The 22,947-nt window shown below is 67.1% G+C and carries 24 protein-coding genes; 12 read left to right on the top strand and 12 right to left on the bottom strand.

Annotated elements, in window-relative coordinates:
• The first annotated feature begins 64 nt into the window (after nucleotides 1-64).
• From tkt to CLM73_RS21820, 4 genes are all read left to right on the top strand, one after another.
• A complete protein-coding gene (gene tkt, locus CLM73_RS21835; protein WP_105240212.1) occupies nucleotides 65-2,101 on the top strand; it encodes a transketolase in 2,037 nt (678 codons plus the stop codon).
• A 14-nt stretch (nucleotides 2,102-2,115) separates the two neighbouring features.
• Nucleotides 2,116-3,126 (top strand): type I glyceraldehyde-3-phosphate dehydrogenase, encoded by a 1,011-nt coding sequence (gene gap, locus CLM73_RS21830; RefSeq protein ID WP_056570971.1) that lies wholly within the window; start codon nucleotides 2,116-2,118, stop codon nucleotides 3,124-3,126.
• A gap of 93 nt (nucleotides 3,127-3,219) precedes the next feature.
• Nucleotides 3,220-4,416: a phosphoglycerate kinase gene (locus CLM73_RS21825; protein WP_105240211.1), complete on the top strand. Its 1,197-nt coding sequence runs from the start codon at nucleotides 3,220-3,222 to the stop codon at nucleotides 4,414-4,416.
• Nucleotides 4,417-4,605: 189 nt separating this feature from the next.
• Complete coding sequence (locus CLM73_RS21820) at nucleotides 4,606-6,294, top strand: SulP family inorganic anion transporter (RefSeq protein ID WP_105240210.1); 1,689 nt, start codon at nucleotides 4,606-4,608, stop codon at nucleotides 6,292-6,294.
• A gap of 33 nt (nucleotides 6,295-6,327) precedes the next feature.
• On the opposite strand, the gene fabI is transcribed toward CLM73_RS21820, so the two are convergent.
• From fabI to CLM73_RS21790, 6 genes are all read right to left on the bottom strand, one after another.
• A complete protein-coding gene (fabI, locus tag CLM73_RS21815; RefSeq protein ID WP_105240209.1) occupies nucleotides 6,328-7,101 on the bottom strand; it encodes an enoyl-ACP reductase FabI in 774 nt (257 codons plus the stop codon).
• Nucleotides 7,098-8,282: an acetate/propionate family kinase gene (locus tag CLM73_RS21810; RefSeq protein WP_105240208.1), complete on the bottom strand. Its 1,185-nt coding sequence runs from the start codon at nucleotides 8,280-8,282 to the stop codon at nucleotides 7,098-7,100. The genes fabI and CLM73_RS21810 overlap by 4 nt, the downstream gene beginning before the upstream one ends.
• A gap of 68 nt (nucleotides 8,283-8,350) precedes the next feature.
• The gene (locus CLM73_RS21805) at nucleotides 8,351-9,295 is read right to left on the bottom strand and encodes a phosphate acetyltransferase (RefSeq protein ID WP_105240207.1); all 945 of its coding nucleotides are present in this window, start codon (nucleotides 9,293-9,295) and stop codon (nucleotides 8,351-8,353) included.
• Nucleotides 9,296-9,300: 5 nt separating this feature from the next.
• Nucleotides 9,301-11,895: a DUF3141 domain-containing protein gene (locus CLM73_RS21800; RefSeq protein WP_105240206.1), complete on the bottom strand. Its 2,595-nt coding sequence runs from the start codon at nucleotides 11,893-11,895 to the stop codon at nucleotides 9,301-9,303.
• A gap of 194 nt (nucleotides 11,896-12,089) precedes the next feature.
• Nucleotides 12,090-12,722 (bottom strand): glutathione transferase, encoded by a 633-nt coding sequence (yfcF, locus tag CLM73_RS21795; RefSeq protein ID WP_105240205.1) that lies wholly within the window; start codon nucleotides 12,720-12,722, stop codon nucleotides 12,090-12,092.
• A gap of 102 nt (nucleotides 12,723-12,824) precedes the next feature.
• Nucleotides 12,825-13,154, bottom strand: a complete 330-nt coding sequence (locus tag CLM73_RS21790; protein WP_105240204.1) for a DHCW motif cupin fold protein — start codon at nucleotides 13,152-13,154, stop codon at nucleotides 12,825-12,827.
• A 202-nt stretch (nucleotides 13,155-13,356) separates the two neighbouring features.
• Between CLM73_RS21790 and CLM73_RS21785 the strand changes: the two genes are divergently transcribed.
• From CLM73_RS21785 to CLM73_RS21765, 5 genes are read left to right on the top strand one after another with little or no spacing between them, the layout of a single operon-like run.
• Nucleotides 13,357-14,298, top strand: a complete 942-nt coding sequence (locus CLM73_RS21785; RefSeq protein ID WP_105240203.1) for a DnaJ C-terminal domain-containing protein — start codon at nucleotides 13,357-13,359, stop codon at nucleotides 14,296-14,298.
• A 2-nt stretch (nucleotides 14,299-14,300) separates the two neighbouring features.
• On the top strand, nucleotides 14,301-14,615 hold the full coding sequence (locus tag CLM73_RS21780; RefSeq protein WP_105240202.1) for a chaperone modulator CbpM: 315 nt from the start codon (nucleotides 14,301-14,303) through the stop codon (nucleotides 14,613-14,615).
• Between the two features lie 54 nt (nucleotides 14,616-14,669).
• Nucleotides 14,670-15,383, top strand: coding sequence for an AzlC family ABC transporter permease (locus CLM73_RS21775; RefSeq protein WP_105241654.1), 714 nt, complete (start codon nucleotides 14,670-14,672; stop codon nucleotides 15,381-15,383).
• The gene (locus CLM73_RS21770; protein ID WP_056570952.1) at nucleotides 15,380-15,727 is read left to right on the top strand and encodes an AzlD domain-containing protein; all 348 of its coding nucleotides are present in this window, start codon (nucleotides 15,380-15,382) and stop codon (nucleotides 15,725-15,727) included. Before CLM73_RS21775 ends, CLM73_RS21770 begins: the two co-directional genes overlap by 4 nt.
• Nucleotides 15,728-15,771: 44 nt before the next feature.
• Entirely contained in the window at nucleotides 15,772-16,383 is a 612-nt protein-coding gene (locus tag CLM73_RS21765; RefSeq protein ID WP_105240201.1) for a glutathione S-transferase family protein, read from the top strand.
• An 11-nt stretch (nucleotides 16,384-16,394) separates the two neighbouring features.
• Here CLM73_RS21765 and CLM73_RS21760 read toward each other — a convergent pair whose 3' ends face one another.
• The 4 genes from CLM73_RS21760 to CLM73_RS21750 all read right to left on the bottom strand — a co-directional run bounded on the left by CLM73_RS21760 (nucleotide 16,395) and on the right by CLM73_RS21750 (nucleotide 19,964).
• Entirely contained in the window at nucleotides 16,395-17,051 is a 657-nt protein-coding gene (locus CLM73_RS21760; protein WP_105240200.1) for a DsbA family protein, read from the bottom strand.
• Between the two features lie 108 nt (nucleotides 17,052-17,159).
• The gene (locus CLM73_RS21755; protein WP_105240199.1) at nucleotides 17,160-18,635 is read right to left on the bottom strand and encodes an inorganic phosphate transporter; all 1,476 of its coding nucleotides are present in this window, start codon (nucleotides 18,633-18,635) and stop codon (nucleotides 17,160-17,162) included.
• 82 nt (nucleotides 18,636-18,717) lie between these two features.
• Nucleotides 18,718-18,843 carry a hypothetical protein gene (locus CLM73_RS29315; RefSeq protein ID WP_255595213.1) on the bottom strand — a complete coding sequence of 42 codons (126 nt, stop codon included), beginning with the start codon at nucleotides 18,841-18,843 and terminating at the stop codon, nucleotides 18,718-18,720.
• A complete protein-coding gene (locus CLM73_RS21750; RefSeq protein WP_105240198.1) occupies nucleotides 18,840-19,964 on the bottom strand; it encodes a D-alanyl-lipoteichoic acid biosynthesis protein DltD in 1,125 nt (374 codons plus the stop codon). Before CLM73_RS21750 ends, CLM73_RS29315 begins: the two co-directional genes overlap by 4 nt.
• A gap of 265 nt (nucleotides 19,965-20,229) precedes the next feature.
• Between CLM73_RS21750 and mog the strand changes: the two genes are divergently transcribed.
• The 3 genes from mog (at nucleotide 20,230) to CLM73_RS21735 (ending at nucleotide 22,186) form a co-directional block, all read left to right on the top strand.
• Nucleotides 20,230-20,862 (top strand): molybdopterin adenylyltransferase, encoded by a 633-nt coding sequence (gene mog / locus CLM73_RS21745; protein ID WP_105240197.1) that lies wholly within the window; start codon nucleotides 20,230-20,232, stop codon nucleotides 20,860-20,862.
• 113 nt (nucleotides 20,863-20,975) lie between these two features.
• On the top strand, nucleotides 20,976-21,314 hold the full coding sequence (locus CLM73_RS21740; protein WP_105240196.1) for a hypothetical protein: 339 nt from the start codon (nucleotides 20,976-20,978) through the stop codon (nucleotides 21,312-21,314).
• 5 nt (nucleotides 21,315-21,319) lie between these two features.
• Complete coding sequence (locus tag CLM73_RS21735; RefSeq protein WP_105240195.1) at nucleotides 21,320-22,186, top strand: peptidoglycan DD-metalloendopeptidase family protein; 867 nt, start codon at nucleotides 21,320-21,322, stop codon at nucleotides 22,184-22,186.
• A gap of 49 nt (nucleotides 22,187-22,235) precedes the next feature.
• On the opposite strand, the gene CLM73_RS21730 is transcribed toward CLM73_RS21735, so the two are convergent.
• Both CLM73_RS21730 and infA read right to left on the bottom strand, forming a co-directional pair.
• On the bottom strand, nucleotides 22,236-22,523 hold the full coding sequence (locus CLM73_RS21730; RefSeq protein ID WP_105240194.1) for a hypothetical protein: 288 nt from the start codon (nucleotides 22,521-22,523) through the stop codon (nucleotides 22,236-22,238).
• A gap of 160 nt (nucleotides 22,524-22,683) precedes the next feature.
• Complete coding sequence (gene infA / locus CLM73_RS21725; protein WP_056570934.1) at nucleotides 22,684-22,947, bottom strand: translation initiation factor IF-1; 264 nt, start codon at nucleotides 22,945-22,947, stop codon at nucleotides 22,684-22,686.

Here is a 22,947-nt window from a genome sequence, read left to right as displayed (position 1 = left end):
TTCGCAACCTACTCAACCGGCCCTATTTCCTCCGTAGGCGCGCCGGTTTCAAAGAGCCTTCCGAATGAGCAATCCGACCGCCCCTAAACTTGCCTTGGCGGATGCCATCCGCGCCCTCGCGATGGATGCCGTGCAACAAGCGAACTCCGGGCATCCGGGTGCTCCCATGGGCATGGCGGAAATCGCCCAAGCCTTGTGGGCCGGCAACCTGCGCCACAATCCCAAAGATCCCGCCTGGGCCAACCGCGACCGCTTCGTGCTGTCCAACGGCCACGGTTCGATGCTGATCTACGCCCTGCTGCACCTGACGGGCTACGACCTGCCGATCGAAGAAATCAAGAATTTCCGCCAGCTGCATTCCAAGACGCCGGGCCACCCCGAAGTGGGCATCACCCCGGGCGTGGAAACGACCACCGGCCCGCTGGGCCAGGGCCTGGGCAATGCCGTGGGCATGGCGCTGGCCGAAGCGCTGCTCGCCGCCGAATTCAACAAGCCGGGCCACACGCTCGTCGATCACCACACCTACGCGTTCACCGGCGACGGCTGCCTGATGGAAGGCATCTCGCATGAAGTGTGCTCGCTGGCCGGCACGCTCAAGCTCAGCAAGCTGGTCGTGCTGTACGACGACAACGGCATCTCCATCGACGGCCATGTGGAACACTGGTTTGCCGACGACACCGCCAAGCGCTTCGAAGGCTACGGCTGGAACGTCGTCCGCGGCGTGGACGGCCATGACGTCGCCGCTGTAGACGCCGCCATCAAGGCCGCGCGTTCGCAGTCGGACAAGCCCACGCTGATCGTCTGCCGCACCGTGATCGGCAAGGGTTCGCCCAACATGGCCGGCACGCACAACGTGCATGGCGCGCCGCTGGGCAAGGACGAGATCGCCGCCACGCGCACCGCGCTGGGCTGGTCGTCGGAACCCTTCCAGATTCCCCAAGACGTCTACGACGGCTGGGACGGCCGCAAGCAGGGCGCCGAAGCCCAGGCGGAATGGCAAAAGCGTTTCGACGCCTACGCCGCCGAATTCCCCGCCGAGGCCGCTGAATTCACGCGCCGCATGAAGGGCGAAATGCCCGCCGGCTACGCCGATCAGTTCAAGGCGTTCCTGTCCGCCACGCTCGAAAAGGGCGAAACCGTTGCCACCCGCAAGGCCTCGCAATTCGCGATCGCCGCGATGGCGCCGCTGCTGCCGGAAATGCTGGGCGGCTCGGCCGACCTGACCGGTTCCAACTTCACCGACTGGAAGGGCGTTGCCGCCGTCCGCGCCGGCGACAAGGGCATCCAGCTCGGCCGCCACATCAACTACGGCGTGCGCGAATTCGGCATGGCCGCCATCATGAACGGCATCGCGCTGCACGGCGGCTACCTGCCGTTCGGCGGCACGTTCCTGACGTTCTCCGACTACTCGCGCAACGCCATCCGCATGGCCGCGCTGATGAAGCAGCGCGTCGTCCACGTGTTCACGCACGACTCCATCGGCCTGGGCGAAGACGGCCCGACCCACCAGTCGATCGAGCACGCGGCCAGCCTGCGCCTCATCCCCAACCTGTCGCTGTGGCGTCCTTGCGATACGGCCGAGACCGCCGTGGCCTGGAACGCCGCCGTGACGCGTCCGGCCAGCATCGGCATGGACGTGCATGACGGCGGCCCGACGGCCCTGTTGCTGTCCCGCCAGAACCTGCCATTCGTGCCGCGCGACGCGGCCACGGTGGACGCCATCGCCCGCGGCGGCTACGTGCTGCGCGACGCCGAAGGCGCCCGTGCGGTCATCATCGCCACCGGCTCCGAAGTCGCCATCGCCCTGGACGCCCAGGCGCAGCTGGCCAAGGAAGGCATCGCCGTGCGCGTGGTGTCCATGCCCAGCACCGACGTCTTCGACAAGCAGGACGCCGCCTGGAAGCAATCCGTGCTGCCCAAGGGCCTGCCGCGCGTGGCGGTTGAAGCTGGCGTCACCGCCTTCTGGCACAAGTACGTGGGCCTGGAGGGCGCCGTGGTCGGCATCGACCGCTACGGCGAGTCCGCACCGGCCGGCGCTCTGTTCAAGTTCTTCGGGCTGACCGCCGACAAGGTGGCCGAGACCGTCCGCCAAGTTTTGTAAAAAGGAGCTTAGTCATGACCATTCGCGTCGCCATCAACGGTTACGGTCGCATCGGCCGCAACATCCTGCGTGCCCACTACGAAGGTGGCAAGAAGCACGATATCGAAATCGTCGCCATCAATGACCTGGGCGATCCCAAGACGAACGCGCACCTGACGCGCTACGACACCGCCCACGGCAAGTTCCCGGGCACCGTCGAAGTCGACGGCGAGTTCATGGTCGTCAACGGCGACAAGATCCGCGTGCTGGCCAACCGCAACCCGGCTGAACTGCCGTGGGGCGACCTGAAGGTCGACGTCGTGCTGGAATGCACGGGCTTTTTCACCACCAAGGAAAAGGCCGGCGCGCACATCAAGGGCGGCGCCAAAAAGGTCATCATCTCGGCCCCGGGCGGCAAGGATGTCGACGCCACCATCGTCTACGGCGTCAACCACGGCGTGCTGAAGTCGACGGACACCGTCATTTCCAACGCATCGTGCACCACCAACTGCCTGGCCCCGCTGGTCAAGCCGCTGAACGACAAGCTGGGCCTGGAAAACGGCCTGATGACCACCGTTCACGCCTACACGAACGACCAGGTCCTGACCGACGTCTACCACGAAGACCTGCGCCGCGCGCGTTCGGCCACGATGAGCATGATCCCCACGAAGACCGGCGCTGCCGCCGCCGTGGGCCTGGTCCTGCCGGAACTGAACGGCAAGCTGGACGGCTACGCCATCCGCGTCCCGACCATCAACGTGTCGCTGGTCGACCTGTCGTTCGTGGCCAGCCGCGACACGACCGCCGAAGAAGTGAACAGCATCCTGAAGGCCGCCTCGGAAGGCGAGCTCAAGGGCATCCTGGACTACAACACCGAACCCCTGGTCTCGGTCGACTACAACCACAACCCGGCCTCCAGCACCGTTGACGCGTCGCTGACCAAGGTCTCGGGCCGTCTGGTCAAGGTCTCGTCCTGGTACGACAACGAGTGGGGCTTCTCGAACCGCATGCTCGACACCACCGTCGCGCTGATGTCGGCCAAGTAAGCACACCGCCAGTCCATAAGGGGACGGATTTGTTTTCCGCCGATGCGGAAAATGGGTTCGTCCCCTTTGTTCGCCTACCGAAGGAATCCAAATATGTCCAAGGTCAAAACTTTGTCCGCGCTGGCCAAGGCCGGCGCGCTGTCCGGCAAGCGTGTGTTCATCCGCGCCGACCTCAACGTTCCGTTCGATGACGCCGGCCGCATCAGCGAAGACACCCGCATCCGCGCCTCGGTGCCCGGCATCCGCCTGGCGCTGGACGCCGGCGCGGCCGTGATGGTCACGTCTCACCTGGGCCGCCCGAAGGAAGGCGTGCTGACCGACGCCGATTCGCTCGCCAAGGTCGGCCAGCGCCTGTCCGAGCTGCTGGGCATGCCCGTGCAGCTGGTGCGCGACTGGGTCGATGGCGTGCAGGTCGATCACGGCCAGGTCGTGCTGCTGGAAAACTGCCGCGTGAACGTCGGCGAAAAGAAGGACGACGAGGCGCTGGCCAAGAAGATGGCCGCGCTGTGCGACGTCTACGTCAACGACGCCTTCGGCACGGCCCACCGCGCCGAAGCCACCACGCACGGCATCGCGCGCTTTGCTTCTGTTGCCTGCGCCGGTCCGCTGCTGGAAGCCGAACTGGACGCCCTGGGCCGTGCGCTGCACGAACCCAAGCGCCCGCTGGTCGCCATCGTGGGCGGCTCCAAGGTGTCGACCAAGCTGTCCATCCTGCAATCGCTGGCCGACAAGGTCGACCAACTGGTGGTGGGTGGCGGCATCGCCAACACGTTCATGCTGGCCGCCGGCCTGTCCATCGGCAAGTCGCTGGCCGAGCCCGACCAGGTCGATCAGGCCCGCGCCGTGATCGACATCATGAAAAAGCGCGGCGCGGCCGTGCCGATCCCCGTTGACGTGGTGTGCGCCAAGTCGTTCGGCGCCGACGCCGAGGCCACCGTCAAGGCGGCCACCGACGTGGCCGACGACGACATGATCCTGGACATCGGCCCCAAGACCGCCGAACAACTGGCCGGCATCCTGAAGCAGGCGGGCACGATCGTCTGGAACGGTCCGGTGGGCGTGTTCGAATTCGATCAGTTCGCCAATGGCACCGAAGTGGTGGCGCGCGCGATTGCCGACTCCGACGGCTTCTCGATCGCCGGCGGCGGCGACACCCTGGCCGCCATCGCCAAGTACAAGATCGGCGAGCAGGTCGGCTACATCTCGACGGGCGGCGGCGCATTCCTGGAGTTCCTGGAAGGCAAGACCCTGCCGGCCGTGGCCGTGCTGGAAGCCCGCGCGGCGGGTTAAGTCTGGCTGTGTACGCCCCTTGCGAAGGGGCGGCGTGCGGCGGGCGTCAGACGCCCGCCCGCACCAAGCGTGCGGCACCCAAAGCCGCCGCCTTGATTCGCCGCGCGCCGCGCAGCTTGGGGTTGGTGTAGGCTTGGGCGGTCATCCCGCTGCTGGCGGGAATTCACTTGTGATCCGTCTCGCTGCACCATGAATCTCCGCTTTATTCCAGGCCTGGCCAACTTCCAGGGCATTACCCGCGAATCGGCGCGGCGTGACGTGACCGCAGGGCTGAGCGTCGCCGCGGTGGCGCTGCCGGTGGGGCTGGCCTATTCCGCGATGATGGGCGTGCCGCCCGTCGCTGGCCTGTGGGCCGCCATCGCCGGCATGCTGGCGTATGCGTTCTTCGGTTCGTCGCGCACCCTCATCGTGGGTCCCGACACCGCCACCTGCACCCTGATTGCCGCCACGCTGACCGGCATGGCGCTGACCACGCCGGAAGCGCGTCTGCTCGGCGCCACCAGCATTGCGCTGACCGTGGGCGTGGGCTGCCTGATCGCGCGTGTCCTGCGTCTGGGCGTGCTGGCCAACCTGCTGTCGCGGCCGGTGCTGATCGGCTATATGGCCGGCGTGGCAGTCACGCTGGCGATGTCGCAGTTAAGCGGCTTGACGGGCGTGGGACTGCGCAACAGCGGCCTCATTCATCCGTTCATGGAGCTCTCTCATCGCCTGTCCGAGATCCGGCTGCCGACGCTGTTCCTGGGATTGGCCTCGTGCGTTTTCCTGGTGGGGGTCAAGCGGTGGCGGCCGTCGTGGCCCGGGCCCATCCTGCTGGTCGTCGCGACCTGCCTGCTGTCGTGGCTGTTCAATTTTCCGGCGCTGGGCATCGCGGTGGTGGGCGACGTGCCGGCCGGACTGCCGTCGTTCAATCTGCCGGTCAGCCTGGAAGGCGTCGACGGCATTTTGCTGGGCGCGGCGGGCGTCCTGGTTGTCAGTTTTTCCAGCGGCATCGTGACCGCCCGCAGCTTTGCGGCGCGCACGGGCGAGCACGTGGATCCCAATCGCGAACTTGTGGGCTTCGGCGCGGCCAACGTAGCGGCCGGGCTGTTCCAGGGCTATGTCGTGACGGGCGCCGACTCGCGCACGGCGGTCGGGCTGGTGGCCGGGGGCTCGTCGCCGCTGGTCAGCATCAGCGCGGCCGCCGCGCTGGCCGTGGTCGTGGGTCTGTTGAGCGCGCCGCTCTACTGGCTGCCGCAGTTTGCGCTGTCGGCCATCTTGTTGCTGGCGGCGGCCAGCTTGTTCGATTGGCAAGCGTTCAAGCGGTTGGCGCGCATCTCGCGGATCGAGCTCGCGTTTGGCGTGCTGGCCGCCGTGGGCGTGGTGGGATTTGGCGTGTTGCAAGGCGTGGCCGTCTCCGTGGGCGCGACGCTGCTCTATGCCATGTACGTGTCCGGCAATCCCCGCGACGCGCTGCTGGGCCGGCTGCCCGGAGAAACCGTGCTGGGCAAGCTGCACCTGAATCCCGAAGCCAAGCCGGTGCCGGGCGCCGTGATCTGGCTGTTCGAATCCTCGGTCTGGTTTTTCAACGCGGACGCCTTCCGCCGCCGCGCCCGCGAGATCATCGAGCAGGCGGGCGACGTGCGATGGTTCGTGCTGGACGCCGAGGCCATGACGCAGGCCGACGCCGACGCGGTCGAGGCGCTGTATGAACTGAAGCGCAATCTGGATGAGCGCGGCATCACGCTGCTGGTGGCCGGCGGCCACGGCAAGTTCCGCGAGGCGCTGCAGCGTTCGGGCCTGGTCAAGAAGATCGGACCGGACAGAATCTTCGGCAGCCCGGAACAGGCGGTCGACGCCATCGAGCGCTGGCGCCAGGGCGGCCCGGCCACGCTGGCCTGACCTTCAAATGACCGGGGTGTCTGACACCCCGCCTCAATCGATGATGTGATACCCGCCGTCGATGTACAGCGTCTGCCCCGTCATCAGCCGCGCCGCATCGGTAGCCAGCCACGCAGTCGCTTCGCCCACGTCGTCAATCGACACCAGGCTGCGCGCCGGCGCCTTCGCCTGTGCGCGGTCCAGCATCGTGTCGAATTCCGCGATGCCGGACGCCGCGCGCGTCTTCAGCGGTCCCGGCGAGATCGCATGCACGCGAATGCCCTGCGGACCCAGTTCAGCCGCCAGATAGCGCGTGGCGGATTCCAGGGCGGCTTTGACCGGGCCCATCATGTTGTAGTGCTCGACCACCATCTGCGAGCCGTAGTAGCTCATGCAGAAGAGGGCGCCGCCATTGCGCATCAGCGGCTCGGCCAGCTTGGCCATGCGGATGAAGGACCAGCACGACACGTCCATCGCCTGCAGAAAGCCCGCGCGCGAGCAGTCGGTGACGCGGCCGTGCAGATCGTCGCGCGGGGCGAATGCCACTGAATGCAGCACGAAATCCAGCTCGCCCCATTCGTCCGTGATGCGGCTGAAGACGGCTTCCAGTTCGCCGTCGTTCAGCAGGTTCATGGGCAACAGCAATGGCGCTTGAACCTGCTGCGCCAACGGCGCCACGTGCGGCAGGGCCTTGTCGTTCAGGTAGGTGACCGCAAGTTCCGCGCCCATGGCGCGAAACGCCTTGGCGCAGCCCCAGGCGATGGAGTCGGCGTTTGCAATGCCGGTCACCAGCCCGCGCTTGCCGGCCAGCGGCAGAGGCGCGCTCATCGCTGCCTCACGAGGGCGAGCGTGTGCTGGGCAATGACCAGTTCTTCGTTCGTGCGCACCACGTAGACGCCGATGCGGCTGTCGTCGGTCGAGATGCGCGGCCCGTGGCGGGCGTTGCGCTCGGGGTCCAGCTTGATGCCCAGCCAGCCCCAATGCTCGCTGATCGCCTGGCGGATCTCGGCGGAGTTCTCGCCGACGCCCGCCGTGAAGACGATGCCGTCGATGCCGTTCGTCGCGCAGCCCAGGCCGACCATGCCTTCGGCCACGCGCCACGCGAAGTACTTCAGCGCCAGCTTGGCCGACGGCGCATTGCTGGCCAGCAGTTCGCGCATGTCGTTGCTGATGCCCGACAGGCCCTTCATGCCGCAGTCGTGATACAGCATGTGCTCGATCTCGTCGTGGCTCATGCCCTGTTCCATCATCCACAGCACCACGCCGGGGTCCAGGCGGCCGGGGCGCGTACCCATCGGCAGGCCTTCCAGCGCGGTGAAGCCCATGGTGCTGTCCACGCTCTTGCCCTGGTGCATGACGCAGGCCGATACGCCGGAGCCCAGATGGGCGACGACAATCTTGCCCATCGCGATGTCGGGCAGCGTCTGCTTCAGGCGCTGTGCGATGTACTCGTAGGACAGCCCATGAAAGCCATAGCGGCGCACGCCTACCAGATACAGGCGCTCGGGCAGCGCATAGCGGTCGGCGACGTCGGAATGGCTGCGATGGAACGCCGTGTCAAAGCACGCGACCTGCGGAATCCACGGCCGGCGTTCGCGAATCACGCGAATCGGCGCCAGGTTGTTGGGCTGGTGCAGCGGCGCGAGCGGCGTGAAGGTTTCAAGCCGGGCCAGGATGTCGTCGTCGATCAGCACCGGCTCGGACAGGTCCGGCCCGCCGTGGACCACGCGATGCCCCACCGCCAGCGGCGCGCCGCCCAGGTGGCCGCTCAGCCACGTGCCCACGACCTCTTGCGCGTTGGGCACGTCGGGGGCGTGGCTGGGCGCGATGTCGCGTTCGACCAGCGTCTCGCCCGCCGCGTCGCGCACCCGCAGGCGCGGATGCGTGGTGCCGATGCCTTCAAGCTGGCCGCCCAGCCGGGGCGCCAGTTCATGCTTGTCGTCGATGTCGTACAGGTAGAACTTGATGCTGGAACTGCCGGCGTTGATGACGAGGATGGTGTCGCTCATGGCGGTGTGCTTCCACGTTGAGACAAGTCGCGCGGTGGCCCGCGGGTGCTGGCCGGGGCTGGGAGTTTTCAGGCCAGCGGTCTGGCCTGCTGCTGGGCAAGGTGGTTGGCGTAGATCGCTGCCACCGCGCACGACGCCAGGCGCGAACGCGGGCTGTCGGCGCGGCTGGTCAGGATGATCGGCACGCGTGCGCCCAGCACGATCCCGGCCGCCTCGGCGTTGGCGAGAAAGGTCAGGTTCTTTGCCAGCATGTTGCCGGCTTCCAGATCGGGCACCACCAGCACCTGGGCCACGCCGGCCACCGGCGAGCGGATGCCCTTGATGCGCGCGGCGTCGGGGCTGATCGCGTTGTCGAGCGCCAGCGGGCCGTCGAGCACGCCGCCCGCGATCTGGCCGCGGTCGGCCATCTTGCACAGAGCGGCTGCCTCGATGGTGCTGGGGATGCTGGGGGTGACCTGTTCGACCGCCGACAGGATGGCCACGCGCGGTTCGCCCAGCCCCAATCCGTGATGCAGGTCGATCACGTTGCGGATGATGTCGGCCTTGGTTTCCAGGTCCGGAAAGATGTTGATGGCCGCGTCGGTGATGAAGAGCGGCTCGGCGTAGGTCGGCACTTCCATGATGAACACATGGCTGATGCGCCGGCCGCTGCGCAGGCCCGTCGTGCGCGCCACGACCTCGTGCATCAGCTCGTCGGTGTGCAGGCTGCCTTTCATCAGCAGAGAGGCCTCGCCGCTGCGCACCAGCGCCACGGCGGTTTCCGCGGCGGCGTGGCTGTGCGGCGCGTCCACGATGCGGGCGTCGCCCAGGTTCAGCTTGAACTGCTCGGCCGTGTCGCGGATCTTGCCTTCGGGTCCGACCAGGATGGGCCGCAGCAGGCCCAGATCGCGCGCTTCCAGCGCGGCCGACAGCGACGGTTCATCGCAAGGATGGGCGATCGCGCACGGCGCCGCCTCCAGCGTTTGCGCGCGCGCGATGAGTTTGTCGTAGTGCGTGGACGTCGGGAGGCTCATGGGTCTCAGGCCTTGGCGGGTTGACGGGCGGCGGCGCGCTTGGCGGGCGCTTTGGCCGGGGTCGCGTCCGCAGCGGACTTGGGTGCGGACTTGGATGCGGGCTTCGAAGCGGACTTCGACGCTGCCTTGGCGGCGCCATTGGCCGCCGGCTTGGCCGCTTTGGCGGCGGGCTTTGCCGGGGACTTCGATGCCGATTTCGACGCGGCGTTGGGCGCGGTTCTCGATGTGGCCTTCGACGCGGACCGCGGCGCCTTCCTGGGCGGTTCCGCCTCATTCACGGCCTTTCCCGCGGCGTCGGAATGCGGCCGGGCGGTCTTGGCGGGCACCTGGGCGGCCAGGTCGACCAGATCTTGGACCGGATAGGCAGCCTTCGCGGCGGCGCCACGTGATGCCGCAGGCGCCTGGCCTTGCTCGCGCCGCTGCGCGCGGCGTTCGGCCGCTTCGAAGATGCGCTCCATTTCGTTCAGGCTTTCGCGCGCCGCGTCGCTCAGCGGCTCGGCCGCTTCCAGAACGCCCTTCATGGCGATCAGACTGGCGCGGATTTCGGCGGCCGTCGAGTCTTCCAGGAGGCGGGGCATGGCCTGGATGGCGGCGTCCGAATCCAGCGTCATCATCAGGGCCTGTTCGCGGATGACGTCCTTGAACGCTTCCAGCGTCAGCGCGTTGTCGGCTTCCGCGCGCATCTTGCGGATCAGCGCGAAGCTGCGCTCGTCCAGGCCGCCCTCGGCGCCGGACACGTACAGCAGCATGCGGATTGCGGCCACGCGCAGTCCGCCTTCCTGCAGCATCGAACGCAGTTCCGCGGCGCGGTCTTCCATGAAGCGGCGATGCTCCGGCGAGACGCCGGGGTGCCTGCGGGGCGGGCCGGACTTGGCGCCCAGGCCGGCCAGATCCTGCACCACGGGCGATCCGTAGACGCTCATGAAGGTGCGCTCGTCGGCGGAATCGCGCAGTTCCTGCCAGATGTTCAGGCTGGTCTCGATCCAGTTCGAGAACATCTCCTGCGCCACCACGAAAGGATTGGTGGGCGCGGCCTGCTGCCGGTTCTCGCGGACCTGTTCGGCCACCTTGGCGATGGGCGCGATGAGCGGGTTGCGGTCGGAAATCAGTTCGTAGGGCAGGCGCAGCGGGTGCATGCGCTGCATCCACTCGGCCGATTGCGGCGTGACCATGGCGCGCAGCCAGGGCTGCACGAAGCTGCGGTACATGCCCAGGTTGATGTCGGAGATGCGGGCCACCGCGGCAAAGCGCTGGTCGTCTTCTTCCTTGCGGTCGACGATGGCGCGCACGTCGTCCAGCTTGCGCTGTTCGAAGGACAGCACGTAGTTGCCAAAAGCGAGGTCGGCGTTGGGCGTGTCGGGCGTCTTGTCGGCGATTTCAGCCTGGTAGATGCCCGGCGGCAGCACATCGATCATGTCGATGTTCGAGGTGAATTCCTGGTGTTCCTTGCGCGCCACGCTGCCGGACACGAAGATGCCCAGGTGGCCGATGCTTTCGTGGATGGCGTAGACGATGGTCTGGCCGTGTGCGAGGACTTCGGCTTCGTTCTGGTAGAGCTCGGGAATCCAGCCCAGCGCCTGCGGCGGCGGGGTGATGTTGTCGCCCTTGGAGCAGAACACCACGATGGGCGAGCGGATGTTGCGCAGGTCGATGCGGATGCCGTCGGAGGTCACCAGGCCTGCGGTGGCCAGGCGGTTGCCCACGAACAGGTTGTCGACGATGTACTGGATCTCGGGCCCGTTCAGGAATACATGGCCGCCCCACCATTTTTCAAAGCTCAGGTAGCGGTCGGCTTCGGTGTCGACCTTGGCGTACAGGTTGTACTGCTTGGACCACAGGGTGTTGGCCGGGTTGAGGTTCTCGAAGTTCTGCACCAGCCAGGCGCCGTCGAACTTGCCGTTGCCCAGGTCGCTGGTCATGGCCGTGAGCCAGCTTCCGCCCAGCAGGCCGCCCGCGTAACGCATGGGATTCATGCCGCGCCAGCCTGCCCAGTACGACAGCGGCGCGCCCGCGACGATGATCGGTCCGAACAGTTCAGGGCGCACCGCCGCGGTCATCATGATCTGCCAGCCCGCCTGGCAATTGGCCACGACGACGGGCTTGCCCTCGGCATCCGGGTGCAGCGCAATGATTTCTTCCAGGAAGCGCGCCTCGGCCATCATCACGTCTTCGACGGTCTGGGTGGGCATGGGCTGCGGCAGGAACGTCGCGAAGTAGCAGGGATGCCCCGCGCGCACGGCCACGCCGATTTCGCTTTCGGGCTTGAAGCCGCCGATGCCCGGGCCGTGGCCCGCGCGCGGATCCACCACCAGGAAGGGGCGCTTGATCGGATCCGTTTCCACGCCGGCCGGCGGCTTGATCCGCAAGAGACCGTAATTGACGGGGCGGGGCAGCTCGCGGCCATCCAGCACCAGTTCGAATTCCATGCTGAGCACGTTGGGCGCGCGCTTGGCCATGTGTTCGTGATACTGGTTGCCGCGCTGGCGCATCACGTCCGCGTAAAGCACGCCGCGTTGCCAGGCGTCCACGGTGTATTCGTAGGCGGCCGTCCAGGGGTTGAGGGACGGGGCGAGCGTGTGATCGGAGCCGGATCCGGCCATGGCGATCTCCTGTAATGAGCTGCCGGCGACAGATCGCCGCCGAGCCGGTCCCCAGTGGAACCGGCGAAATTGACCTCCCCATTACACCGCATCAGATGGTGCGGTGCAACATCGACGCGTTTGCGGGGTGTCAAATCGGCGCTCGGCCCGGCTTAATCGGACCGATGGCAGACCACTGCTCAGCTCAGCTCAGCTCAGCGCGCGGCGGCGTTGTGCTCCAGCCACTTCTGGACGGCGGGCCGCTGCCATTGCACGTCTGCGTAGGCGCGCAGCGTGTCGGGCAGGTCGTCGTTCGACAGGCGCTTGAGCATGACCGCCAGATCGAGATCGGCGATGCACCAGTCGTCGAACAGCGTCGACTGGCCAACGCCGACCAGATAGCTGGCCACGCGAATCAATTTGGCGGCGGCCGCATGGGCGTCATCGGATAGCGGCTGGCCGGCTTCGCCGTAGAACACGGTTTCCGTGGGACGCTCCTGGCGCAAGGCGCCAAGGTCGCTGCGCAGCCAGGCCTGCAATTGGCGGGCGCGAGCGCGTTCCTGCAGGGCGGCCGGAAACAGGGCGGTGTGTGCGGGCGGGGGGAAGGCTTCGTCCAGGTATTCGGCGATGACGCTGGATTCGGTCAGGTTGAAGTCCGCGTGCGTCAGCGCCGGCACCCGCGAGGTGAGCGCGCGGCACTGGAACGGCTGCATGCGCTGTTCGCCAGCGCCCAGGTCGATGGGACGCACTTCGAAAGGCAGCTGCTTTTCGGTCAGCGCCACATAGACCGACATGGCGTAGGGGCTGAGAAACTGGGAATCGACGTATAGCGTAATCGGGGCGCCCAAAGCTTGTCTCCGGTCAGGCGGGTAACGTATGGTCAGGCCGCGCGCGGCGCCTGGTTTGCAAAGCGTAACGCAAGTGCAATGCGGACGTGTCGCGCGGGCGCGTCAGTCCACGATGAACAGCTTGGCGCCGGTCTGCGTGGACGAGCGATGCGGTTCGGCCTGATCGGCCACCTGGTAGCTCATGCCGGGGGTCAGCACGAATTGTCGGCCGTCTTCCAGTTCGGTGTGCAGTTCGCCTTCCAGACAGAACAGGATGTGGCCCTTGGTGCACCAGTGGTCGGCCAGGTAACCGGCCGTGTATTCCACCATGCGCACGCGCAGGTCGCCGAAATTACGGGTCCGCCAGTACGCCATGCCGGTGTCGCCGGCGTGTTCGGTGCGTTCCACTTCGGACCAGTCGGTGGTGCCGAAGGGGATGTTGCTCATATTCATCGTGGATCCTGCCTGTTGGGTCCGCCCCCGAAATCCGGGCGAAAAAACACATACTACGCCAATCGGGCGGCCCGCTTCTGCTGCCGGCACCTGCCGCGCGGCCGCACATTGAAAAATCGGTCCATAACCCCTATCTTCTGGCTATTCAAGGCCGGATCCGGCTGTGCCGGACGCGGCCTCAACCCTCTACGTGAGCTGGAACATGGAGTTCAAGGACTACTACAGCATTCTCGGGGTGGAGCAGGGCGCATCCGACGACGATATCCGCAAGGCCTATCGCAAGCTCGCCCGCAAATATCACCCTGACGTCAGCAAGGAAAGCGACGCCGAAACCCGCATGCGCGACGTCAACGAAGCGTATGACGTGTTGCGCGACGCCGAAAAGCGCCAGGCCTATGACAACCTGGCTGCGGGCGTCGCGCCCGACGGCGGCTTCCAACCCCCGCCCGGCTGGGACGAAGGCTTCGAATTTCACCGCGGCGCCGCGCCCGGCGACGAGGCGCAATTCAGCGAGTTCTTTTCGTCACTCTTTGGCGGCCGGGGCGGCCGTCACGGCGCGCGCCAGCAGGACTTCCGCACGCGCGGCGAAGACCATCACGCCGCGATCGAAGTCGACCTGGAAGACGCGATCAAGGGCGCGACGCGCGACATCAGCCTGCGGTCCATGCAGATGGACGATCAGGGACGGCCGCACATGCAGAGCCGCACGCTCAGCGTCAAGATCCCGGCCGGCGTGCGTGAAGGCCAGTACATCCGGCTGGCCGGACAGGGCATGCCGGGCTATGGCGGCGGCGAAAGCGGCGACCTGTATCTGGAAGTGCGCTTCAAGCCGCATTCGCGCTACCGCGCCGAAGGGCGCGACCTCTACATGACCTTGCCGGTTGCCCCATGGGAAGCCGCGCTGGGCGCCAGCGTGCAGGCGCCCACGCCCGGCGGCACGGTCGAGGTGTCCGTGCCGCCCGGTTCCGGCAACGGCCGCAAGCTGCGGTTGCGCGGACGCGGCATTCCCGGCGATCCGCCGGGCGATTTGTATCTGGTCCTGGATCTTGTGCTGCCGCCCGCCGATAGCGATGCGGCCAAGGCCGCCTACCGCAAGCTGCAGCAGGATCTGCCCTTCAACCCGCGCCGCAACCTCGGGGTCTGAGCATGAACAAGATAGTGATCACCAGCGCCACCGTGGTCGGCAAGTCGCAACCGCTCAGCACCGACGACCTGGCGCGCGCCTGCGGCGCGGAAGTGGAGTGGGTTGCCCGGTTGGTCGAGGTCGGCATCGTCAACGCCAGCGGAACCGGCCCGGCGGAATGGCGTTTCTACAGCGTGGACCTGCAACGCGCCTTGCACGCGCGCCGGCTGGAACACGACTTCGGCGCCGGTCTGGACGCCGTCGCGCTCATCCTGGACCTGAGCCAGGAGGTGCGCCGCCTGAAGTCCCAGCTGCGGGCGCTGGGGGCGAAGCCTTGACGCACGGCTGAGTAAAATGGGCGCCCGCCGCAACAAGTAAAAGCGATGAGCGCCTTGGAGACTCCCCCCGCCGCCGCGCGCGCCCCGTCCGGCGGCGCGCGCATCGATGGTCTGAAATCCTGCCTGCCGGTCATGATCGGCTACTTTCCGGTGGCCGTGACGTTCGGCATTGCCGGCATCGCGGCCGGCCTGACGCCGCTGCAGGTCATCCTGATTTCCGTGCTGGTCTACGCGGGCGCCAGCCAGTTCCTGCTCTTGGCGTCCATCAAGGCCGGCACACCGTGGCTCTGGGTGGTGGCGCTGTGCTCGCTGCTCAACGCCCGGCATCTGCTCTATGGCCCGTTGCTGTCGCGCTTTCTGCCGGCGGCGCTGCGCGATCGCTTGAGGGTCGCATTCCTGTTGACCGACGAAGTCTTCGCCACGGCGTTTAACCGGCTGCACGGCGTGGAACCCGCACGGCGCCAAGGCTGGATGATCGCGCTGGGCCTGGGGGCGTGGCTGACGTGGATCGCGGGCACCGCCGTGGGCGTGTACGCGGGCGATGGCCTCGAACGGCACTATCCGATGTTGTCGCAGGTCATGCGCTTTGCGCTGCCGGCGCTGTTCATGGCGCTGGTGTGCCAGAGCGCCCGGCGCGGCATGGGACTGCCCATCCTGGCCGCCGTTGTCGGCGCCGGACTGGTGGCTGCGCTGGGCTACACCAGCCTTGCCATCCTGGCGGGCGCGGTCATCGGCTGCGCCGCCTATCGCATGAGGAGGCCGGCATGAACGCGAGCGGATTGGAATTCTGGGGCGCCGTCATCGCGATGGCGGTCATCACGTATCTCACGCGCGCGCTGCCCTTCATGCTGTCCGAGCGCAGCCGGCTGCTGCGGCACCTGTCCCGTGAGGGCTCGGCGCTGTCGGCGCTGGGGCCGTCGCTGCTGGCGGGCATCGCGGCCGCCGTGATCGTGCCGGATCTGCTGGGCGCGGCAGACGAGGCCGCCCGCATCGCGCCGTACGTGGGCGGGCTGGCCGTGACGGGTGTTGCGGCGCGCCTGGTCAGCAACACGGGCGTGGCGGTGCTGCTCGGCATGGGCGGATACGGGATATTGCTAGCCTTGGCGGCGTAGCGGCCCGCAAGGCAAAATGGTCCGATCCCCCAAGGAGACCGACCATGCTTACGCTCTACCACGCACCGCGTTCGCGGTCGTTCCGGATACTGTGGCTGCTCGAGGAACTGGGCGTGCCCTACGACACCGAAATGGTGTCGATCCGCGGCCACGACAGCACGGGGCACATGCCTGCCGATTACATCGACATCCACCCGCACCGCAAGGTGCCGGCGCTGGTGCATGACGGTGTGCCCGTGTTCGAGACGCCCGCCATCGCGGTCTACCTGACCGACCTGTTTCCGCAGGCGGGGCTGGGACCGGTCGTCGGCGACCCGCAGCGCGGTCCCTATCTGACCTGGCTGGCATATTCCACGGGCGTGTTCGAGCCCGCGATGGTCGAGCGGGCGTTCAAGACGCCGCATCAGGCCGCGCTGGGATGGGGATCGGCCGACGAGGTCGAAGAGGTGCTGACGCGAGTGCTGCAGGCGCGGCCGTTTTTCCTGGGCGACAGGTTCTCGGCCGTGGACATTGTGCTGGGCGGCTCGTTGCAGTACATGATGCGGATGAAGATCGTGCCCGAGACCCCCGTCTTCAATGCGTACGTCGAGCGCCTTGGCGAGCGCCCGGCGATGCACCGCGCCTTGCAGCGCGACGGGGATATCGAAGAGTCCTGATCCGGGGGGCGTCAGGCGCCGCCCTGGATGCGCGCCGCCAGGTGGTCGCGCCATTGCTCGGGACGGCCGAGATACCGGCTGGGTTCCAGCAGCGTAAAAGCGCCGTTGCGCTCCAACGCCAGCGTCGGAAAGCCCGTGCCGCCCACCTGGGCCAGCAGGCGGCGGCTGGCGGCAATGTGCGCGGCGGTCTCGGCGCCCTGTGCCTGTTCGTAGGCAGCGTCGAAGGCCTCGGCGTCCAGGCCGATCTCCACGGCCAGCGCGCGCAGCACGGCGGGATCGGCAATGCGCCGGCCCTCCACGTAATGCGCCTGCTGCATCCGGTGCAGCAGGTCCAGGCCGCGGCCCGCCAGCGTCTGGGCGGCCAGGATGGCGGTGGTGGGCGGTTCGGAATCGAATACGGCGCCGCTGTCGCGCAGCAGGCCGTCAAAGTAATCGGTGCCGAACGGTTGGCCGGTGAGGCCCGCGATGCGCTCGTCGTGCGGCATGACGTAGCGGCGCAGGCCGTCGGTGACCGGTTGGCGGTTGCTGCCGGTCATCATGCCGCCGCCATGCGGCTCGATGTTCAGGCCGGCAATGGCGCGGGCGGCCTCCACCAGCGGCGCGGCGCCGTAGCACCAGCCGCAAAGCGGATCAAAGATGTAATGCAGGGTGGGGGATGCGGTAGTCATGGCGCCATCGTAGACGGCGCCGGGCGCGGGCGCATAGGCCGGCGCAATACCCAGAGTGTTGCAGCGGCCGTGCAGATTGCCTGCACGGCCGAATCAGTCAGCCTGCGATCAGCCCGCGATCTGCACGCCGATCCAGAAAAGACCGGCGGCCAGCAGCATCGAGGCGGGCAGCGTCAGCACCCAGGCCAGCAGGATGTTGCGCACCGTGTTGCCCTGCAGCCCCGTCTTGTTGGCGATCATGGTGCCCGCCACGCCCGAGGACAGCACGTGGGTGGTGGACACGGGCAAACTGAAGACGTTGGCCAGGCCAATGGCGCCCACGGCGGTCAGCTGCGCCGACATGCCCTGCGCGTAGGTCATGCCCTGCTTGCCGATTTTTTCGCCGACCGTCAGGACGACGCGGCGCCAGCCGACCATGGTGCCGGCGCCCAGCGCCAGCGCCACGGCCACGATCACCCAGAAGGGCGCGTATTCGGTGGTGGCGGTCAGGTCCGCGCGCAGCCGTTGCAGGTCGGCGGCCTCGCGGGCGGGCAGGCCCTCCAGGCGCGCCACCTTCTTGGCGGTGTCGTCCAGGCAGAGCAGGTAGCGGCGCACGTCGATGCGCTTTTGTGCGGACAGGTCGGCGTAGTTGGAAACCCCGTGCAGGTCCCTTTGCAGCGCCATGATGGTGGGCACGGTCAGGGCCGGGTCGCAGCGGAAGTTGGCGGGCAGGTCTTCCTGGATGTCGACGCGGCGCAGCGCCAGGAAATCGCCCAGCAGCGCTTCGTTGCGCTGGTAGAACACCATCAGGTGGTTGGCGGCGTCGCGGGTGCGTTCGATCTGGTAGGTGGTGCTGTGGGTGTCCAGCACGAAGTTGGCCGGCACGATGCCGATCAGCACCAGCATGATGAGCCCGATGCCCTTCTGGCCGTCGTTCGAGCCGTGCACGAAGCTCACGCCCATGGCCGACAGCACCAGCACCAGGCGGTTCCAGAACGGCGGGTGCTTCTTGTTGTCGATGGCGCGGCGCTGTTCGGGCGTCTTGTGCATCTTGGACAGCGGCAGCCAGCGCTTGAGCGCCAGCAGCAGCAACCCGGCCACCGCGAACCCGGCAATGGGCGAGGCCACCAGCGACAGGCCGATGTCGATGGCCTTGCCCCAGTTCACGCCTTGGCCCAGCGGCAGGTCTGTGATCAGCGCATTGGCCAGGCCCACGCCCAGGATCGAGCCGATCAGGGTGTGCGAGCTGGAGGCCGGAATGCCGAAGTACCACGTGCCCAGGTTCCAGGCGATGGCCGCCGCCAGCATGGCGAAGACCATTGCCAGCCCGCGGCCGGTGTCCACGTTGATCAGCAGTTCGACGGGCAGCAGATGGACGATGGCGTAGGCGACGCCCACCCCGCCCAGCAACACGCCCAGGAAGTTGAAGATACCGGACAGGACCACCGCCAGATGCGGCGGCATGGCCTTGGTGTAGATGACCGTTGCCACGGCGTTCGCCGTGTCGTGAAAGCCGTTGATGAATTCGAAGGCCAGGACGAATGTCAGGGCCAGCACAAGACTGAGGCCAACCCAAAGGTCTAGGCCGTGGAAGAGGTCGAACATGGGGGAGGGGGCGAGGTTCCGGCGAGAATGCCCCGATTATTGCAGATTTATGACCTGTCCCTGAATGAAGCGGCCCCCAATCTTAGAACTTCGAATACTGGAATTCGATCTCCATCGGTTTGCCCAGATTGGCGGACGTATCCGCCTGGATCACCATGACGGCCAGAATTCCCAGATACAGCATGCAGAGCCACAGCGTTCTTTTCATGGGCGGAATACCTCGGCGATCTTTTGGTTGACGCGCAGCCAGCCCAGCTCGCCCAGATGCTGCACATCGCGCAGCGTGCCGACCTCGAAGGGCGCGTCATACATATCCATGCAGGTCATTGCATAACGCTGGCACAGACCGGCAACTTGCTGCTGGATCGGATCGAACCGGTGCAGGTCGTTGAAGACCATCGGGTGCAGCGGCTGCATGACGAACAGCGCATTGACCTTGTGCTGGTGCAGCAGCGCCATCAGGGCGTCGAGTTCGCGCAATTCGTCGCGGCCGGTCAGCGGCTGGGGCTGGTAGGCGGTCTTGCCGCCTTCGGGGATGCTGCGCAGGTACTTGTTGAAGAATTCGTCGCGCACGGCATAGCGGTTGTCCGTCATGAGCGCCTGCTCGGCGGTCTGCGCCTGGCCGGCCAGCGCGTCCCAGTCCACCACGCGCGCGGCCGCCGCCGGGCCTTCGCGTTCCGGTTCGGGAACGGGGGCGGCATACGCCGGCGCCCACAGGCTGGCCAGGCGCTGGCGGAACACGTACGCCTGCTCGGCCGCCATCGACCAATACACGCCGGCGTCGCCCTTGGCATCCAGCCACCGCACGACTTCGGCGCGGCCATCGGGTTGGCGCAGCAGGCGGGGCAGCAGCGGATTGGCGTGCTCCTTGAATTCGTCCGGCCCCAGGCCGCCTTCGCCGTCGAACCAGCCGGGCGACAGCATCACGACCACGCGCGAGGACGGCGACAGGTCATCGGCCAGCGCCGCCAGCACGAACTGCATGCCCAGCGACTGGAACCCGGAATGGCCATATGCCAGGACGGGCATCTGCAGCTCGTCGGCCAAGAAGCGGTACGGCACGAAGCGCAGGTCGTTGCTGGTGAGCTCCGACGACCCGAGGATCACCACGCGGTCGCCCGTGCGCAGCGCCTGGCTGAGCCGCGACAGATTGCGCGTCTGCTCGTCCAGCGTATTACCCAGGTTGGGAATGTAGATGCCGGGTGCGGCCGCGGGCACCGGTTCGGTCTTCAGGGCCAGCGTATGCAGGGCCGCCCAGCCGGCCACGGCCGCGGCGGACAGGGCCAGCGCCGCGGCAAGCGCGTGCTGCCGAAGAGTGCGTTTGAACATGGGGAAACCCGAAAATGCGCCGCGCCTCGACAATGGGACGGGATTGTTAGCGGATGTTATCCAGCGTCCATGACGCGAACAAGCGCGGGAAACCCTGGGCGGCGCGCCGATTCCCCTTTTTGCGACACTTGGCCCGGCCGCGCCCCGCCACATGCCGCCAGGCGGAATGCGATAGCATCAATGTCGCGCGCCCGTCCGGGATCCCTGGCCGGCCGCGCCGCCTGCCGCCACCGCGGCGCTTCACCGCCGGATTTCCTCCCACGCCATGACCGACATTGCCCGTATCGCCCGCAGCCATCCCGACGAACTCATCGTGGGCCTGGTGTCCGTTTCCGACCGCGCCTCCACCGGCGCCTACCAGGATCAGGGGCTGCCCGCGCTGCGCGAGTGGCTGGGCGGGGCGCTGTCGTCGCCCTGGCAGGCGGTTGACCGGCTCATTCCCGACGAGCCCGCCCGCATTTCCGAGACCCTGATCGAACTGGTCGACGGCTGCGGCTGCGACCTCGTCCTGACGACCGGCGGCACCGGCCCGGCGCGGCGCGACGTCACGCCCGAGGCGACGCTGGCGGTCGGCACCAAGGAAATGCCCGGCTTTGGCGAACAGATGCGCCAGATCAGCCTGCGTTTCGTGCCCACGGCCATCCTGTCGCGGCAGGTGGCCGTCATCCGCGAAACCGACGGCCACGCCGCCCTGATCGTGAACCTGCCCGGCCAGCCCAAGTCCATCCGCGAGACGCTGGAAGGGCTCAAGGGCGAGGACGGCGCCGTGCTGGTGCCGGGCATCTTCGCCGCCATTCCGTATTGCATCGATCTCATCGGCGGTCCCTACGCCGACACGCGTCCCGAGGTCATCGCGGCCTTCCGTCCCAAGTCCGCCCGGCGGCCCGCGCAGGCGTAAATCCGTTGCGGCAGGCCGCGTTGGCGTGGCATTTCTGCGCCAAGGCCCGCCAAGACCGTGCGGTATAGTTGGCCGCCCCGATCAATCCCCCCTGACCGAGAGTTTTCATCGTCATGAAGGTTCGTACCATCCTGTCCCTTACCGCCCTGGCTGCCTTGTCGGCTTGCGCCAATGTCAAAGACGTCCGCGACCGCGAACCCGTGTTCTACGGATCCACGCAGCGCAGCGCTCAGGACTACACGCAATGCGTGGCGGACGCCTGGAAGGGACTGGGCGTGAACTTCGAACAGAAGCCGGTGCGCAACGGGTACGAGCTCGTCCTGCACGGCAGCCTGGGTGTCGAGGCCGTCCTGACGACCACGCACTGGCAGGGCAAGACCGAGACGCGCCTGTCCACGCGCATCGCCCGCCGCGACCAGACCATCATCGAACCGGCCAACCTGTGCCTGTAAGCGCCATGGTTGACCGCCGCAGTGTCCTGCGCGCGGGACTGGCCGCCGCCGCCCTGTGCCTGACCTGGCCCGCGCGGGCGCAGCAGGCCAGTTACATCAGCCGCAAGCTCGACGCCCGCGTGCCGGGCGGCGTGGCGGTGCTTAGTCTGGGCGACGGCGCGGCCGCGCCCCAGGTCACGTACCTGGACCGTCCCGTGATGGTGGTGCGAGAGGCAGGCAAGCAGTGGATCGCCGTGGTCGGCATTCCGCTCAGCGTCAAGCCGGGCCAGGAACAGGTCCAGGTCAAGGACGCCGGCGGCACGCGTCAGGTGGCCTTCACGGTCGGCGCCAAGGACTACGTGGCGCAGCACATCACGCTCAAGAACCGGCGCCAGGTGGATCCGAACCCGGACGACCTCAAGCGGATCGAGCGCGAACTGGCCGAGCAGGTCGAGGCCTACCGCGGCTTTCGCGCCGGCGTCACGCCCAGCAACGTGATCCTGGATCGTCCCGTCGACGGCGGACGCCTGTCCAGCCCCTTTGGCCTACGCCGCTTCTTCAACGGCCAGGAACGCAATCCGCATTCGGGACTGGATTTCGCCGTGCCGGCCGGAACGCCCATCAAGGCGCCGGCGGCCGGGGTGGTGGTGCTGGTGGGGGATTATTTCTTCAACGGCAAGACGGTGTTCCTGGACCATGGCCAGGGTTTCGTCAGCATGTTCTGCCACATGTCGGCCATCTCCGTGAAGGTCGGCGACGAGGTGCCGCGCGGCGGCGTGGTGGGCAAGGTGGGAGCGACGGGGCGGGCGACAGGCCCGCATCTGCACTGGAATGTCAGCCTGAACGATGCGCGCATCGATCCGGCGATCTTCATCGGGGCGTTCAAGCCCTGACGCATTCAAGCCGGGTGCGTCTAAGTCCAGATAATGCGGCAGGCCGCGCTCAGGCCTTCTCGGCCTCGAGCGCGATGCGCTTAAGCACGTACTGGTGCATGCGCTCGGCGTATTCCATCTGCTGCTGCACGTTGCGCTGACCGGCTTCCTGGTCATCCAGGCAGTTGTCGTACTTGGTCTTGGCTTCGGAGTAAGTCAGGCCGGTATTGCGCAGGCTGTTGATGAACGCCTCGCGCGACTGACGCAGCAGGCGCAGGCCTTCCTCGCCCTTTGCGAAACGTCTTCGCGAGAGGGCAAGCTGGTCTGCGGCGGCTTGCAATTCTTCTTTCAGGTCCATCGTGCTTCGTGCGTATCCGGCCTGGCGTTGCGCCAGGCAAGGAGCGCCATTCTTTCATGAACAGGCGATCCACGCATTACGGCAGTGCGCGAATCCTGCTTAAGGATTCGCGAAAAGAGGGAGCCGGGCGCCGGCAAGAAAGCCGGCCCGGGCGGCCGGCTTAGCGGCGGTGGTGCTGGGGACGCTGCATCGTGGGGGCGCGCTCGTCCTTGTGGCGGAAGTTGATGCGGCCCTTGGTCAGGTCGTACGGGGACATTTCCAGGGTGACGCGATCGCCCGCGAGGATGCGGATGCGGTGCTTGCGGATACGGCCGGACGCGTAGGCGCCGACTTCGATGCCGTTGTCCAGTTTGACGCGGTAGCGGCTATCGGGCAGCACTTCGTCAACGATGCCATCCAATTCGATGAGTTCTTCTTTAGCCAT

The sequence above is a fragment of the Achromobacter spanius genome (assembly GCF_002966795.1).
GTDB classification, from domain to species: domain Bacteria; phylum Pseudomonadota; class Gammaproteobacteria; order Burkholderiales; family Burkholderiaceae_B; genus Achromobacter; species Achromobacter spanius_D.
Note: the sequence above shows the minus strand (reverse complement) of the source record. Positions and strands in the feature narration are given on the sequence as shown.

Coding starts and splice junctions, on each gene's coding strand:
- tkt (WP_105240212.1), top strand. CDS start 65: ATGAGCAATCCGACCGCCCCTAAACTTGCCTTGGCGGATGCCATCCGC.
- gap (WP_056570971.1), top strand. CDS start 2,116: ATGACCATTCGCGTCGCCATCAACGGTTACGGTCGCATCGGCCGCAAC.
- CLM73_RS21825 (WP_105240211.1), top strand. CDS start 3,220: ATGTCCAAGGTCAAAACTTTGTCCGCGCTGGCCAAGGCCGGCGCGCTG.
- CLM73_RS21820 (WP_105240210.1), top strand. CDS start 4,606: ATGAATCTCCGCTTTATTCCAGGCCTGGCCAACTTCCAGGGCATTACC.
- fabI (WP_105240209.1), bottom strand. CDS start 7,101: ATGAGCGCGCCTCTGCCGCTGGCCGGCAAGCGCGGGCTGGTGACCGGC.
- CLM73_RS21810 (WP_105240208.1), bottom strand. CDS start 8,282: ATGAGCGACACCATCCTCGTCATCAACGCCGGCAGTTCCAGCATCAAG.
- CLM73_RS21805 (WP_105240207.1), bottom strand. CDS start 9,295: ATGAGCCTCCCGACGTCCACGCACTACGACAAACTCATCGCGCGCGCG.
- CLM73_RS21800 (WP_105240206.1), bottom strand. CDS start 11,895: ATGGCCGGATCCGGCTCCGATCACACGCTCGCCCCGTCCCTCAACCCC.
- CLM73_RS21790 (WP_105240204.1), bottom strand. CDS start 13,154: ATGAATATGAGCAACATCCCCTTCGGCACCACCGACTGGTCCGAAGTG.
- CLM73_RS21785 (WP_105240203.1), top strand. CDS start 13,357: ATGGAGTTCAAGGACTACTACAGCATTCTCGGGGTGGAGCAGGGCGCA.
- CLM73_RS21780 (WP_105240202.1), top strand. CDS start 14,301: ATGAACAAGATAGTGATCACCAGCGCCACCGTGGTCGGCAAGTCGCAA.
- CLM73_RS21770 (WP_056570952.1), top strand. CDS start 15,380: ATGAACGCGAGCGGATTGGAATTCTGGGGCGCCGTCATCGCGATGGCG.
- CLM73_RS21765 (WP_105240201.1), top strand. CDS start 15,772: ATGCTTACGCTCTACCACGCACCGCGTTCGCGGTCGTTCCGGATACTG.
- CLM73_RS21760 (WP_105240200.1), bottom strand. CDS start 17,051: ATGACTACCGCATCCCCCACCCTGCATTACATCTTTGATCCGCTTTGC.
- CLM73_RS21755 (WP_105240199.1), bottom strand. CDS start 18,635: ATGTTCGACCTCTTCCACGGCCTAGACCTTTGGGTTGGCCTCAGTCTT.
- CLM73_RS29315 (WP_255595213.1), bottom strand. CDS start 18,843: ATGAAAAGAACGCTGTGGCTCTGCATGCTGTATCTGGGAATTCTGGCC.
- CLM73_RS21750 (WP_105240198.1), bottom strand. CDS start 19,964: ATGTTCAAACGCACTCTTCGGCAGCACGCGCTTGCCGCGGCGCTGGCC.
- mog (WP_105240197.1), top strand. CDS start 20,230: ATGACCGACATTGCCCGTATCGCCCGCAGCCATCCCGACGAACTCATC.
- CLM73_RS21740 (WP_105240196.1), top strand. CDS start 20,976: ATGAAGGTTCGTACCATCCTGTCCCTTACCGCCCTGGCTGCCTTGTCG.
- CLM73_RS21735 (WP_105240195.1), top strand. CDS start 21,320: ATGGTTGACCGCCGCAGTGTCCTGCGCGCGGGACTGGCCGCCGCCGCC.
- CLM73_RS21730 (WP_105240194.1), bottom strand. CDS start 22,523: ATGGACCTGAAAGAAGAATTGCAAGCCGCCGCAGACCAGCTTGCCCTC.
- infA (WP_056570934.1), bottom strand. CDS start 22,947: ATGGCTAAAGAAGAACTCATCGAATTGGATGGCATCGTTGACGAAGTG.